The 13,529-nt window shown below is 47.6% G+C and carries 10 protein-coding genes; 3 read left to right on the plus strand and 7 right to left on the minus strand.

Annotation, left to right across the window (positions count from 1 at the left end; translation table 11 throughout):
• Positions 1–174 precede the first annotated feature (174 nt).
• The 5 genes from KTO58_RS11550 to KTO58_RS11570 all read right to left on the minus strand — a co-directional run bounded on the left by KTO58_RS11550 (position 175) and on the right by KTO58_RS11570 (position 8,416).
• The gene (locus KTO58_RS11550) at positions 175–441 is read right to left on the minus strand and encodes an acyl carrier protein (RefSeq protein ID WP_157753021.1); all 267 of its coding nucleotides are present in this window, start codon (positions 439–441) and stop codon (positions 175–177) included.
• Positions 442–1,654: 1,213 nt separating this feature from the next.
• Positions 1,655–2,170 carry a DUF6886 family protein gene (locus KTO58_RS11555; protein ID WP_225860206.1) on the minus strand — a complete coding sequence of 172 codons (516 nt, stop codon included), beginning with the start codon at positions 2,168–2,170 and terminating at the stop codon, positions 1,655–1,657.
• A 68-nt stretch (positions 2,171–2,238) separates the two neighbouring features.
• Positions 2,239–3,828: a SusD/RagB family nutrient-binding outer membrane lipoprotein gene (locus KTO58_RS11560; RefSeq protein ID WP_095839211.1), complete on the minus strand. Its 1,590-nt coding sequence runs from the start codon at positions 3,826–3,828 to the stop codon at positions 2,239–2,241.
• A gap of 17 nt (positions 3,829–3,845) precedes the next feature.
• Positions 3,846–7,148, minus strand: a complete 3,303-nt coding sequence (locus KTO58_RS11565) for a SusC/RagA family TonB-linked outer membrane protein (RefSeq protein WP_225860207.1) — start codon at positions 7,146–7,148, stop codon at positions 3,846–3,848.
• 167 nt (positions 7,149–7,315) lie between these two features.
• Positions 7,316–8,416 (minus strand): helix-turn-helix domain-containing protein, encoded by a 1,101-nt coding sequence (locus tag KTO58_RS11570; RefSeq protein ID WP_095839209.1) that lies wholly within the window; start codon positions 8,414–8,416, stop codon positions 7,316–7,318.
• 231 nt (positions 8,417–8,647) lie between these two features.
• Between KTO58_RS11570 and katG the strand changes: the two genes are divergently transcribed.
• Together katG and KTO58_RS11580 are read left to right on the plus strand one after the other, a co-directional pair.
• Positions 8,648–10,924: a catalase/peroxidase HPI gene (gene katG, locus KTO58_RS11575; RefSeq protein ID WP_095839208.1), complete on the plus strand. Its 2,277-nt coding sequence runs from the start codon at positions 8,648–8,650 to the stop codon at positions 10,922–10,924.
• A 146-nt stretch (positions 10,925–11,070) separates the two neighbouring features.
• On the plus strand, positions 11,071–11,202 hold the full coding sequence (locus tag KTO58_RS11580) for an alanyl-tRNA synthetase (protein WP_095839207.1): 132 nt from the start codon (positions 11,071–11,073) through the stop codon (positions 11,200–11,202).
• Between the two features lie 178 nt (positions 11,203–11,380).
• On the opposite strand, the gene KTO58_RS11585 is transcribed toward KTO58_RS11580, so the two are convergent.
• Together KTO58_RS11585 and KTO58_RS11590 are read right to left on the minus strand one after the other, a co-directional pair.
• Positions 11,381–11,956 (minus strand): dihydrofolate reductase family protein, encoded by a 576-nt coding sequence (locus tag KTO58_RS11585; RefSeq protein WP_095839206.1) that lies wholly within the window; start codon positions 11,954–11,956, stop codon positions 11,381–11,383.
• Positions 11,957–11,988: 32 nt separating this feature from the next.
• Positions 11,989–12,402 carry a VOC family protein gene (locus KTO58_RS11590; RefSeq protein ID WP_095839205.1) on the minus strand — a complete coding sequence of 138 codons (414 nt, stop codon included), beginning with the start codon at positions 12,400–12,402 and terminating at the stop codon, positions 11,989–11,991.
• A gap of 117 nt (positions 12,403–12,519) precedes the next feature.
• Between KTO58_RS11590 and KTO58_RS11595 the strand changes: the two genes are divergently transcribed.
• Positions 12,520–13,518, plus strand: a complete 999-nt coding sequence (locus KTO58_RS11595; RefSeq protein ID WP_095839204.1) for a GlxA family transcriptional regulator — start codon at positions 12,520–12,522, stop codon at positions 13,516–13,518.
• The last annotated feature ends 11 nt before the right edge of the window (positions 13,519–13,529 follow it).

A 13,529-nucleotide genomic window follows, 5' to 3' on the forward strand; every position in this document is an offset into this window, starting at 1 on the left:
CGCGGTAAATCCTTTATCAGCGGCCGGTGCAGGATGCTGACAGGATATAATAGTTGTTGTTGACAAATGATACTAATAGCCGGTTAAAGTCAGCGGGATGGCATGATGCAAGCGCCACGGGACTTTATTCATTGTGCAGAGCAGAAATTGCACAAATGCGTTTAGTTACATGAATCAAGTAACAGTTATAGTATGGGTTGCTGTGTACCTTTCGTAGAAAAGGTCAGCGAGTTCACCAAGATTTGTGGCACTGTGAAATTCAGGTCTAGGCACATTCAGATGAAGATCTTCTAAAGTTTTCTCAATTAAAATGGCTCGTCCTATAGAATCCGCCCCTAATGGTGATAACATATCACTGCGATCTATTTCTTTATCTCCAGCATATGGAATGATTTCGCTCAGATTAATCACAAGCAATCTGAAAATTTCTGTTGTGGTCATAAACACAAGGCATTTAATTACAGGCAATTCACGGATCATTACTAATGCTCCAGGCACTAACAATAACCACGTGTGTAGGTAAACACGATATATTGATCAAGTATTCAACACAATTGAAACGGCACATTCGCAAAGAGACAACAAAAGGGAGCTTCCTGTAGACGCTGAGTAATTTACCGATAACGTGTGGTGTTTTTAAATACGGGTTTCTTAGACGCTGAGTTTAACTATAATGGTTATTATAAAACGGGTTTCAGACACTGAGTTATTTAATGGTTCATCAAGAGAGGACAGACTGTTTAGCTTGCTCTAATGTTTGTTCAATCCTGTTTGTAACGCGAATCGAAGATAAACACTTCTTGCAAAAACCAAACAACATTAAAAAGATTTAATCTTCCAGTAATAATAAAACTGCTGTCCAGTGCAATAATACCTTTATACAAACGGCGGTATTTTGTTTTGCAAAGCAGAGTGGTCAAGCACTTTGCGCGGTATATGAAAAGGGAATATGACAACTTACAAGGCTAAATAACCGCTACTTACTACTGGTATTAATTAGATATTCACCGGTGGATTTCTACGTATTTCCCGGATCGCCTAACACGTTTCTTACACACTTATTGTATGTATTTACGATAATACTTGTTGAATGTACACTCATTCTTTAAAATGCCGTGACCGCTTAAACTTGCTACCAGCATTACATGTAGAGTGCACCTCCTGCTTTGCAATCAATTGCATAATAAATATATATTCTAATAAGTAGCTTTCTTTTTTTGATGGGGCTGCTATTATGGTGGACGGCCAACCCGATCACAGCGGTACACTGCGGTAATTTCTCCTTACCGTATTAAATAAGTATAACCATTAACGTTATACATCTCTATTTATTAGTAGGAGCATTTCGGTATGACTGTCTTCTCTTTCACTTTACCGAGCGGCTATTTATGTTGCGGACGGATGAGAGTTGCCTGTTGTGGGATGGCGGGTTGGACGCCCGATGCATAAACATTTTCCGGCATATATATATTATAGGTAATTAGAGAGGTTGACGAGCGGCGAGTATAGGAATGATACAGGAATGGTATACGAATGTTATACGAGAGGTGGACATGAGCACTTAGTACATTCATTATCAACATACTAAGTAGTATAAATATTACTCAAAAAACTGTATTACAATCACTTAATCGCTACATACCATACGTGTTCCTTACCTGGCGTATAGCATTCTGATGAGGGAGAAGTTGAGGGAGGAATCTTTGACTGCGCTGGCCAGGCTGATGATGGAAGGCATAAATCGGAGTTCGACGTTACGTTTCAGCATTTCGTCCATGACGTTGTAGATAGGTTTAACCTGGAGGGGTGCGACTGTTTTTTCAGAGATGTAGTAGCCGGCGCATTTATCGAGCAGGTAGAAGTTGTCGGGGGGAAATTCGTAGCAATAGATGATGGCCTGTTGTATACGTTTAAGCCAGGCGGCTTCTACGGCTACGATGTAAGTGGCGGTGCTGTGGCCGAAGAAATATTGGCGATCGGCGGCGGAGGTTTGGGGGCCTATGTAGTAGGTGACCCTGGGGCAGTCTCTTGGCAGGAGGTAGTTATGCAGGAGTTCGCCGGTAATGGCGAATACGACATCGGGCAGCATGCGATATTGGCTGGCCATGGGGGCTCTGGGTTCGAATATTTTGATCCTCGGGTTATCAGAGATATGATAGAATCTTTTCATGCGAGGTATATTAACGATACTATCTATCTCCCGGCAATGAGCCGGGAGATAGATAGCAAGCGGTAGGATTATTTGATCAGCCACATTTTGGCGTTTACGTCATCGTTGCCACCATATTGGTTGCCGATGGCAGTTTTATAGTTATTGTTGTTGTAGGTGATCTCATCCTGGGGATATTGCCAGCGCATCGGTATCATGTTGTTGGTAGTACCGATACCTGCGCCACCCTGGCTAAATGCGGGGATGCCGGTCCGGCGCCAGTTATAGTATGATTCGAAGCCAGAGTTCATGAAGAAGGCTACATATTTCTGGGTCAGTATCTGGGTGAGGCCTTTAGCGGGATCGTAGGCTACGTTGGGATCTGCGAGGAAGGCATTGATATCGATCACTGCGGAGCCCAGGTTGGTTTTGCTACCATCTACGTTGCCGATGGTTACTGTTTGTCCCTGTGATAGGCCATACCATTTCATGGAGGCGTTTATGCCTTTGAGATACCAGGAGGCGGCATCGGCGGTGATCCAGCCACGGTAGGCTGCCTCTGCTATGTTGAAGCACAGTTCGGGGTACCCTATTAATACGTAGGGTTCTGCGTTGGCGCCGGAGGAGGATGACATGTAGCGGTTGTAGCTCAGGGAGGAGTATTTACCATCTGCGGAGAAGCTGGACATGAGTCCCTGTGATTTAGCATTGTCTTCTCCTATGTATGCGGTGAAGTCGCTTACCTGTTTGCCAGCGGTGAGTTGAGCGGGTGCAGGTATTGTCAGTGCAAACACGCGCGGGTCGTGGTAGGCAGCGGTGACGTTAAAGAAGGTCTGGCTGATGTTAGCGCAGTTATTGTACGGCGCGTTACCGGAGCGGTTAGGCGGATATAATGTGATGGTGGTGTAGCGATATACCATGTTATCGCTGGCAGACGTCATTACCGGGTATTTATCTGCATTGTTGATAATGTCGGCAAACTGTGATTTGATATTCAGGTCTGCGTTGTCATCGGCACGTTTGCTCATGCTAATGAGTACGCGCAGGCGGTAGGTGTTGATCAGTTTACGCCATTGCATGTAGGTGAGGCCAAAGATATCTCCACCTGCATCTACTTTGCTATCAGCTATGCCGGGGGCTACCATTAGTGTACCCAGGAGGGTATTGGCGGTATCCAGTAGGGCGAGGCTGTTTTTGTACACATCGTGCTGGTTATCGTATGCCGGCGTGAGGTTGTTAATGTTGCCCGCCTGTGACATTGGGATATCGCCTACTCTTTGGGACAACCAGATAAATGCGTAGGCTCTGAAGAACTTGCTGAGTGCGAAGTATACGTTGGTGGTGTTACCATATTGTTTTTGTGCCTGTGCTTCCATCTGGGAGCAGTAGCGGATCATGTCGTAGGTATGGTTGGTATTGGACCAGTTGTAGGCGTTGCTGCCGAAGTAATAAGAATAGTTAGAGACGATATTCTGATTGTACCGGTATACGGTGGAGATCACGGGTTCTTCTTCCCTCATGAGGTTGGTCGTGAGGTGATTGAGGATCAGGGATACCGGTACGGTAGAGTTGTCTGAGGCGACGTTAGGATTGGAGAGCAGGTCTCCTTTCTGGCATCCACTGATCACGGATGTTGCTATCAGCCATGCCAGTAGGATATATTTGAATGATAGTTTCATATGAATGAGTTGTAATATTAGAGACTTAGATTGACGTTAAAACCGAATCTTCTGGCTGTTGCGCTCTGTAGTATGCCACCATTGTTGAGGGATCGATCGGTGTCGTTGTATCCGGCGGCGAACTGGTCGAGATCTATGTCTTTACGTTTGGCCCAGTAGAGTAAGTTGCGTCCTACGAGGGAGAAGGTGGCGGCTTTGATGAAGCGGCCATGGCCCAGCAATTTGGACGGCAGGCTGTAGCTGATGGTCACTTCTCTCAGTTTGGCGAAGGAGCGGTCTACCATCCAATATTCGGGTACGTTGCCGATACCGGAGGAGATGAAATTTTGTACGGTGGTGGCGACGTCGTTTGGTGCGAACTGGAGGTCTTTCATGTTAGTGATCTTACCATTTGCGTATTGCGGTGTACCGGAGATGATCTTTACGCCCGGCGCTACATAGTGTCCGGTGGGTGCTACGGTACCATTGTTGGTAGACTGCCAGTCTGCGAACCTGGCGGTACCGAAATCGCCGCTGGCGCTGGCCAGGGCGGTACCACCGTTCATACCATCGTGGTATACTTCATCGTAGATCTTCCCCCCGATGCGGCCATCGATCTGGAAGCTGAAGGAGAAGCTTTTGTAGGAGAAGCGGTTGCCTATGCCGAAGGTGAAATCGGGGTTGGCGTATCCCAGCAGTACCCTGTTGCCGATGTCGGAGGGGGCACGCAGGGGTAAGCCGCCGGAGTAGATGATATTGCCGGAGCCATCTCTTACGAATCCGGCGTCGTAGATCGCATCTATCCTATCGCCCTGGTGGTACACATGGTTATTGAGCTGTACGGATTGTTCGTCGCCATAGATATGTTGCAAGGTTTCTTTGTAGGTAGCGTAGTTGATATTGATATCCCAGTTCAGGCCTTTGGGGTTTCTAAGGGGGGAAGTGTTCAGGGCGATCTCAAATCCTTTTTTCCGGGTGGTGATGGCATTTACGTTATGTGCATCGTATCCGGTGGAAGGCGCTACACCTAATGGGAAGATCTGCGGGCCATTGAGGCTGGTGAAGTAGGTAAAGTCTATTCCCAATCTGTTTTTGAACAATCGGATGTCAGCACCTGCTTCGTAAGAAGATACGGAGAACGGTTTTAGTGTTGCGTTGCTGATCACGCTGGAATAGGAAACGGAAGGTGTGTTATTATAATAGGACGTGAAGCCATACGCCATTTGGTTGGCATAGGTAGGTCCATCATATGAGGAATACAGATCGGTACCATATCCGAGCAGGCTGTTGGTGCTTTTGCCGGTGATCTGCGTATATGCGGAAGATACGGTAGGTGCAGTCAGTGCGCCCTTTACATTGGCGTAGGAACCCCTTATCTTCAATAAGGAGATGAACTTCGGCAGGTCTACGTAGTCGCTGATCACAGAGCTTAAGGATACGGAAGGATAGTAGAAGGTATTGTATCCGGGCGCCAGTGTAGATACGTGGTCTACGCGGCCGGTGTGTGATAAGGTGAGGAACCGGTCGTAGGTGATATCGAAGGAGTAGAATCCGCTATATACCTGCATTTTTGAGGCCCAGGTATAGGACGCATATGGATCTTTGGAGTTGGCCAGTACATATACGTTAGGGAGTGCCAGGGCTTTGGTGGTACCCCACAGGGAATTGTAGCTGAAGGAGCGCATGCTGGCGCCTGCCAGTCCGGAGATATTGAATTTGCTGACTTTCTTATTATAAGTTAAGGTCAAGTCGGTATTATTTTCGAAGAGATTGCGACGATCTTCGCGGTAGTCGCCGTACCAGCCGAAGTAGTACCAGGGGGTATAGGTGTTCAGGTTAGTCCCGGCAGGTACTTGTTCGGTACGTACCTGGTTCCAGGTGGTGATCTGTGAGCGCAGGCTCAGGTTGAAAGCATCATTGAATTTGTAGCTGGCTTTGACATATCCATTGATGTCGGTTTTGTCGTGGGATCGCAGCCATTTTTTAGCGATAAACCAGGCGCTGTTCTCACGGCCATATTCCTGTGCGTATGGGATCAGTCCCGGTACACCCTGGGGGCCTTTATAGATATCTTTGAGGTCGTCGATGTTATAGTCTGCTGATCCGTATACCTGGAACATGTAGACATATGAGTTGGGACCATAGTTGACATCGGGAATATTGGGAGAATATTGTTTGTTGATATTGGCGCTGGCTTCGATCCTGAATTTGTCGGTGATATTGTAGCCGGCGTTGAGTGCCAGTGCATAGGTATGCAGTTTGGTATTGGGGTTCATGCCTTTCTGATTCATATTGGACATGGATATCCGGATATCAGCGCGGTCGGTAGCGGTGGACAGGGAGATATTGTTGGAATTGATGATACCTGTCTCCATAAAGCGATTGAAGTTATCTTTACCACGGGCTGTCCAGGGGGTAGCTGTTCTGATGCGGGTGGCGGGATCCCAGGGGCTATCATATTGTTTGACGGGCTGGCCTTCGAAGCGGGGTCCCCATTCCGGCAGCCGCTGGCTGTTGTCGTATAGCTGGTCGCCATAGCTGTACTTAAAGTTGGTACCGCGCCCGTATTCTTCCTGTATCTGTGGCAGTGCGAGGAACCCTTTTTCGAAGAGGGTGCTGCTGTTGACATCTATCTGCCAGCCTTTACCATCTTTGGTACCTCTTTTGGTGGTGATGACGATGGCGCCATTGATACCTCTGAACCCATATAGTGCGGCGGCGTTGGCGCCTTTGAGGACGGTATAGGATTCGATATCATCGGGGTTGATATTCCAGGTGTCGGAGTTGATGGGTATTCCATCTACTACGAATAGGAGGTCTTTACTACCCCGTAGTACGATATCGGGGCGGCCGAGCATTTCGGGGTTGGCGCCGACGGTAAGGCCTGCCACTTTACCAGCGAGGGAGTTGATGGCGTTAGGGTCGCGGGCTTTTATAAGGTCTGCTCCTTTTACTTCCTGTACGGAGTAGCCCAGTCGTTTTGCCTCTTTGCGTATTCCCATGGCGGTGACTACGATTTCATCGAGGCGTTTGCGATCTTCCTGTAGTATAATATTGAAGTTATCAGCGGATGCATTTATTTCCCGGGACAGGTAACCTACTGTTGAAAAAACGAGGACAGCGTCCGGGTTGCTGGCCTTGAAGGAGAATTCTCCGTTGGCATTGGTGAGTGCCCCACCAGATCTTCCTTTCTCCCGGATGGTGGCGCCAGGGATACCGGCGCCATCTGCACCGGTGACTTTCCCTTTAATGATCCTTTCCTGTGCGAAGGCATTGCCTGCGATAAGCAAAAGTGCCAGCCATAGAGAGAGAAGCGTACTGCGTAGCATAAATAATCTCATTTCCATTTTGGTTTTGATAGTATTGTAATAGGTACTATCACAAAAGTGGAAAAGGGGATGAACTAATACGACTACGCCCGGTGGGGAGGTCATTGGGAGGTACGAGCCAGGTGGGGCGCACATATAGAACTGCCACCATGGCCAATCTAACTAAGGTTACGGAATTCTTACGGAATTGTTAAGGGAATGTTTTGCTGGATATTTTTCCGGTATAGTGACGGTGTGAGGCCGGTGATCTTTTTAAAATGGCTGTTAAAGGAAGATTTGGAATTGAAGCCACAGTCGTGTGCAAGTGACAGGAGGTTGATATCGAGGGAGGGGTCTTTTAGTTTGTTGACGGCTTCTTCAACACGGTATTCGTTAATAAAAGCGTAGAAGTTTTTATTAAACCGTTCACTTAACAATTGGGTAATATGGTGTTTGGGGATACCGGAACGTTCGGAGAGGTCTCCCAGGGAGAGTTCTGTTTCGAGGTAAATGCGACTTGTGCCCATAAATTGGCGAAGGTTTTGTTCGTACCCCTCCATCATTTCTTCGTCGAGTTTTGACTTTTTGTACTGTTGAACGGGGGCAGGTTCTTCGGCGGCCTGGGGAAGAGGTATGAAAGCGACGGCTTTCATTTTATATCGCAGTATTAGTACCAGTAGCCAGGCGAAGCAGAGGTAGGGTAATATCCAGAGGTTAAGGTCCCAGCGGTTGGTTTTTGCTGCATACAGGGCCATTGCGATCAATCCCAATAGTATACCAAGCAGCAGGATGCGGATGATGGTATTCAGCAGTCGTCTTTTTATGTCACCGGGTTGAGTGGCGATTTTGTGCAGGGCATGCCAGGCGAGCAAGGGATATATGATGAGGGAGAATATGGTAAATACCTGGTTTACAGTCGCATTTACGCTTACTAAATGAGAGCTGATCTGACCACCCAGGTATCCGGCGCTGTCGATCAGAAATACGGACAGGAAGCAGGATGCGGGCAGCATATGCAGGATGATAGTCCGTACGGATACTTTGCGGTCCAGATAGATCAGGGTGGTGAGGTAAAGCAGGGGACCGTATACGGTGCCGAATCCTGTTGCGTTATTATTATATAGGAAGGCGCTTTTCCAGATGACCCAGAGGGATAATTTGATGGCGAGGTGAATGAGGAGAATGACGAGGAAGACATTGAGTACTTTTTCGAAACGGTCCCTGGGTCTCAGCAGGTTAAATAAATAGATAGCCACCCAGGCCTGAAGATTAACACATGACAGCAGTATAAGACTCATCATATCCGATAAAATTGATGGCCGTAATTTAAGGGGATAATATTATCTGGACCTTAAATCGACCTTAAAAGCAGCTTAATGTATGTTAACCTACTACCGTATATGAATAGATGAAAACTATAGAATTATAGAATTAATTGATTTTGATTATACGTTCAATTAGTCTATTTTTAGAATACTGCTTAATAATATTGATATAAGGAAGTATTCATTCAACACCCAAAAATTATTCCAATGGGAAAAGATCCAAATGACATCAGTAAATGTCCATTCCACAATGGCAGTATGAAACAAAACGTTGGCGGAGGGGGTACCAGGAACGAGGATTGGTGGCCTAATCAGTTAAAGATAGGCATTCTGCGTCAGCATTCATCCTTATCAAACCCCATGGATGAAGACTTTAATTATGCGGCAGCTTTTAAGACGCTGGATCTGGAGGCTGTAAAGCAGGATTTGCATGCGCTTATGACTGATTCACAGGATTGGTGGCCGGCTGACTTTGGGCATTATGGTCCATTGTTTATCCGTATGGCCTGGCACAGTGCGGGTACATATCGTGTGGGAGACGGTCGTGGTGGTGCGGGTCAGGGTCAGCAACGGTTTGCGCCGCTTAATAGCTGGCCGGACAATGTAAGCCTTGATAAAGCGCGGCGGTTGCTTTGGCCTATCAAACAAAAATATGGCCGTAAGCTTTCCTGGGCGGACCTATTGGTGCTGACGGGTAATATAGCGCTTGAGTCGATGGGCTTTAAGACGTTTGGATTTGCCGGGGGCCGGGAAGATGCCTGGGAGCCCAGTGAGGATGTGTATTGGGGATCAGAAACGACCTGGTTGGGCGGGGACTTGCGATATGCGCACGGATCGGAAGGTGTACCTAAGGAGCACGGTGTAGTATCGTCTGATGACGATGCGGATGGTGATATTCATTCCCGTAATCTGGAGAAACCGCTTGGTGCTGTGCAGATGGGGTTGATCTATGTGAATCCGGAGGGGCCTGACGGTAATCCTGATCCTATAGCTGCAGCGAGAGACATCCGTGATACTTTTGGCCGTATGGCGATGAATGATGAGGAGACGGTGGCATTGATAGCTGGAGGGCATAGTTTTGGTAAAACGCACGGTGCTGCTCCTTCGAGCCATGTGGGTAAAGAGCCGGAAGCGGCAGGTATAGAGCAGCAGGGGCTTGGATGGAGTAACAGTTATGGTTCTGGTAAAGGTGCGGACACTATTACCAGTGGGCTTGAAGTGATATGGACGACGACGCCGACGAAGTGGAGTAATAACTTCTTCGAAAACCTGTTTGCATTTGAATGGGAATTGACTAAAAGTCCGGCCGGTGCGCACCAATGGGTGGCTAAAGATGCGGATAAGATCATTCCTGATGCTTATGACGGGGCTAAGAAGCACCTGCCTACGATGCTGACCACTGATTTGTCTTTAAGATTTGATCCTGCTTATGAGAAGATATCCAGGCGTTTCCTGGAAGACCCAGCTGCTTTTGCAGATGCCTTTGCCCGGGCATGGTTCAAGCTGACGCATCGCGATATGGGTCCGCGGGCGCGTTACCTGGGACCTGATGTACCAGCAGAAGAGTTGCTATGGCAAGATCCTATCCCTGCTGTTGACCATCCCCTGATAGATGAAAAGGATATTGCTACGTTGAAGGAGAAAGTATTGGCATCAGGGCTCAGTGTATCTGAGCTGGTATTTACTGCCTGGGCATCTGCCGCTACTTTCCGGAGGTCTGACAAGAGAGGAGGCGCTAATGGCGCCCGTATACGTCTGGCTCCACAGAAAGACTGGCAGGTAAATAATCCGGTGCAGTTGCAAAAGGTATTGGATACTTTAGCGCTTATTCAGCAGGAAGCTAATACTACGCTAAGTGGTGGTAAAAAGGTCTCTTTGGCGGACCTGATCGTATTGGCCGGCGCGGCAGCAATTGAGAAGGCAGCGAGAGACGGTGGTCAGGCGGTGACGGTTCCTTTTACACCCGGCCGGATGGACGCTTCCCAGGAGAACACGGATATTGAATCGGTGGGTTACCTGGAGCCGCTGGCAGATGGCGTCCGTAATTACCGGAAGCCGGGCATACCTGTATCGACGGAGGCATTGGTGATAGACAGGGCGCAGCTACAGGGGCTGACGGCACCTGAGTTGACCGTGTTGGTAGGCGGTATGCGTGTATTGGGTACTAACTTTGACGGTTCCAAACATGGTGTATTTACCGATCGTCCGGGTGTGCTGACCAACGATTTCTTTGTGCATCTGCTGGATATGAATACGGCCTGGAAAGCGGCCTCTGACGATAAAGAACACTATATCGGCAGTGACCGTTCCAGTGGAAAGACCAAATGGACAGCGACCCGTGCTGATCTCGTCTTCGGTTCCAATGCAGAATTACGAGCTGTGGCAGAGGTGTATGGCAGTACTGACGGGCAAGCTAAGTTTGTAAAGGATTTTGTAGCGGCGTGGAATAAAGTGATGCATGCGGACCGATTTGATCTAGTCTGACATAAAATAAGGCATAAATGAGAAAGAGGCTGTCTCAAGATGATCTGATGACAGCCTCTTTTATTCGTTATCCTTCCTGTTTATTGCCGTGCTTTCATTTGTTCCAAGGCAGGGAGATAGCGCTAAAATGTGTAACTTGGCGAACCATGAAAATAAATCCAGAAAAAAAGGAAAAGATCATCCGCTGGCTAAAACGTATTGGCTTCTGGGGATTCATCTTTTTCCTGTTAAAAGGTCTGCTATGGCTGGCACTGGGATATTGGGTCTTCTCTAAATAAGTGTAGCGGCTCCTCTCCTGGCCCTATCCTCCCTTTGAGGAGGTGGCAACCCGATAATAAGGATTTTCTATAATATTAACCGCTATCACTGATTCAGCGTTCTTTAGCAGCAGCCTGCCAGTGCCGCGATGGGTACCCGCTCGATAATAGTTTACGTGCCATATAAACCAAGGGTATCTTACTTTTTGTTCACCGTGTAATGGGCAGCGATAACACCCGACTTGAATTGTTTTGTACTAATAAGTTTTAATCTTACCGGTTCTTTCATGTCTTTAAATAACGGGATACCTGCTCCAAGTGCGATGGGCTGGATGGTCAACCGGTATTCATCAATAAGATCCAATTCTACAAAGGTCTTCACCAATCCCGGACTGCCGAAGATCATGAGGTCTTTTCCTGGCTCTTCTTTAAGTTTCTTTACTTCTGCTGCAATATTTTCCCTGATCAACCGGGTATTGTTCCAATCTGCGGACTCCATGGTGCGGGAGAAGACTACCTTGGGTATATCCTGTACCCATCTGGCATGCTTCAGACTATGTTCACTAGCTTTTTCAGGGTTTTCCAGCACGGTAGGCCAGTAACCAGCCATCATGCCATAGGTAACGCGTCCGTATAGGGGCATGCCTACTGTCTCTACCAGTTCTTCGGCATACGTCTCCATTTCGTGATCGTATGACATCCAGTCCAGTCCACCATTTACATCTGCTACGTAATTGTCGATGGAGACATGCATCAGCAAAACTACTTTTCTCATATTTTCCGTTTTTATTGTTTTAAGAGGTATTGTCATTTGTGGGGATTGGTGCTGAGGAGCCATTGGTGGCCATATTTGTCGGTAAGTGTACCCCAGAGGGCTCCTTCCTGGCCCTTTTGTAAGGGATAGGTTGCGATGCCACCGGCTACCAGCTTCCAGTAGTAGTCCTGGGCTTCCCGTTCTGTATCACAGCACAGCAGCAGGGATATATTGTTTCCTTTTACGAGTCCTTCTTCTTCGACCATATCGGAGCCGGCGAGGAACAGGTACCTGTTTTGCAAGGTTGCCTGTACGATGGCCTCGGTTAGTATTGCCGGTAATAGTCCGGCACCTGCCATCTCTCCTACCGTCTGAAAGGTGAGTTGTCCTCCCAGGCATTCCTGATAAAAGCACATTGCTTCCCGGCAATTGCCGGTAAAGGTGAGGTAGGTATTTATTTGCGTCATTTCGCTATTTTTGATGGTGTTACAAAGCTACCGGGGCAGATCGATACTATTGACCGGGTTTAGCGACAATCAGCGCAGGGGATTGTGACAACCATATCAAGATAATTTACTGGCAAGATGAAACACATTTCCATTTTAATCCCTCAGGGCCAAAGCAGCCTGGTAAATATTGAAGGGAGTTTGCAAATACTTTCGGAAGTGAATATACTACGTGCTGCCAGCGGGGAGGAACCGTTATTCCATATCCAGCTGGTGGGGCTTGCTCATCATACGAGTCAACGAAATGGTCTGTTTACCATTAATCCGGACGCATTGATCGAAGATATAGTTAAAACGGACCTGATCATCATTCCATCGCTGCAAGGAGATCAGCAGGCAGCTATTGCGCTTAACCAGGCATTTATACCCTGGATACTGGAGCAGCGGCGGCAGGGGGCGGAGATTGCCTGTCTTTGTATAGGCGCATTCTTCCTGGCTGCGACCGGCTTATTAGATAACCGGCCCTGTACTACACACTGGCAACTGGCCGGGCAGTTCACCGCCCTGTTTCCCAAAGTGAAGATGATGCCCTCACAGATCATTACCGATGAAGAAGGCATTTATACCAGCGGCGGCGCTTTTGCCTATCTAAACCTGTTAGTATACCTGATCGAGAAGTATGCAGGGAGAGCGATGGCGATTACCATTGCAAAAGCATTTATCATAGATATAGACCGCAGAAGCCAATCGCCATTCATTATATTCGAAGGGCAGAAAGCGCATGATGATGAAGAGATCAAGATGGCGCAGGAATTCATAGAGAAAAATTACCCGGAAAAAATCACGATAGACTTCTTAGCGAATAAATTTGCTATTGGCCGACGCAATTTTGAAAGAAGGTTCCAACGATCCACCAGCAACACAGTAAATGAGTATATCCAGCGAGTAAAAGTGGAAGCGGCCAAACGTACACTCGAAACCACCCGAAAAAATGTAAGTGAAGTAATGTACGAGGTGGGCTATACGGACACTCAGACCTTCAGGGAGATATTTAAGCGACTTACGGGTCTAACACCTGTGGAATATAGAAATAAATATAGCGAATCCATGGTACCGGCATTGGAGAAAGCCATGTAACATCAATAACT

The organism is Chitinophaga pendula (assembly GCF_020386615.1).
Taxonomy (GTDB): Bacteria; Bacteroidota; Bacteroidia; order Chitinophagales; family Chitinophagaceae; genus Chitinophaga; species Chitinophaga pendula.

What these genes read in the sequence shown, in the direction of transcription:
- KTO58_RS11550 (WP_157753021.1), bottom strand. Translation starts at nt 441, where the DNA reads ATGACCACAACAGAAATTTTCAGATTGCTTGTGATTAATCTGAGCGAA.
- KTO58_RS11555 (WP_225860206.1), bottom strand. Translation starts at nt 2,170, where the DNA reads ATGAAAAGATTCTATCATATCTCTGATAACCCGAGGATCAAAATATTC.
- KTO58_RS11560 (WP_095839211.1), bottom strand. Translation starts at nt 3,828, where the DNA reads ATGAAACTATCATTCAAATATATCCTACTGGCATGGCTGATAGCAACA.
- KTO58_RS11565 (WP_225860207.1), bottom strand. Translation starts at nt 7,148, where the DNA reads ATGAGATTATTTATGCTACGCAGTACGCTTCTCTCTCTATGGCTGGCA.
- KTO58_RS11570 (WP_095839209.1), bottom strand. Translation starts at nt 8,416, where the DNA reads ATGATGAGTCTTATACTGCTGTCATGTGTTAATCTTCAGGCCTGGGTG.
- katG (WP_095839208.1), top strand. Translation starts at nt 8,648, where the DNA reads ATGGGAAAAGATCCAAATGACATCAGTAAATGTCCATTCCACAATGGC.
- KTO58_RS11580 (WP_095839207.1), top strand. Translation starts at nt 11,071, where the DNA reads ATGAAAATAAATCCAGAAAAAAAGGAAAAGATCATCCGCTGGCTAAAA.
- KTO58_RS11585 (WP_095839206.1), bottom strand. Translation starts at nt 11,956, where the DNA reads ATGAGAAAAGTAGTTTTGCTGATGCATGTCTCCATCGACAATTACGTA.
- KTO58_RS11590 (WP_095839205.1), bottom strand. Translation starts at nt 12,402, where the DNA reads ATGACGCAAATAAATACCTACCTCACCTTTACCGGCAATTGCCGGGAA.
- KTO58_RS11595 (WP_095839204.1), top strand. Translation starts at nt 12,520, where the DNA reads ATGAAACACATTTCCATTTTAATCCCTCAGGGCCAAAGCAGCCTGGTA.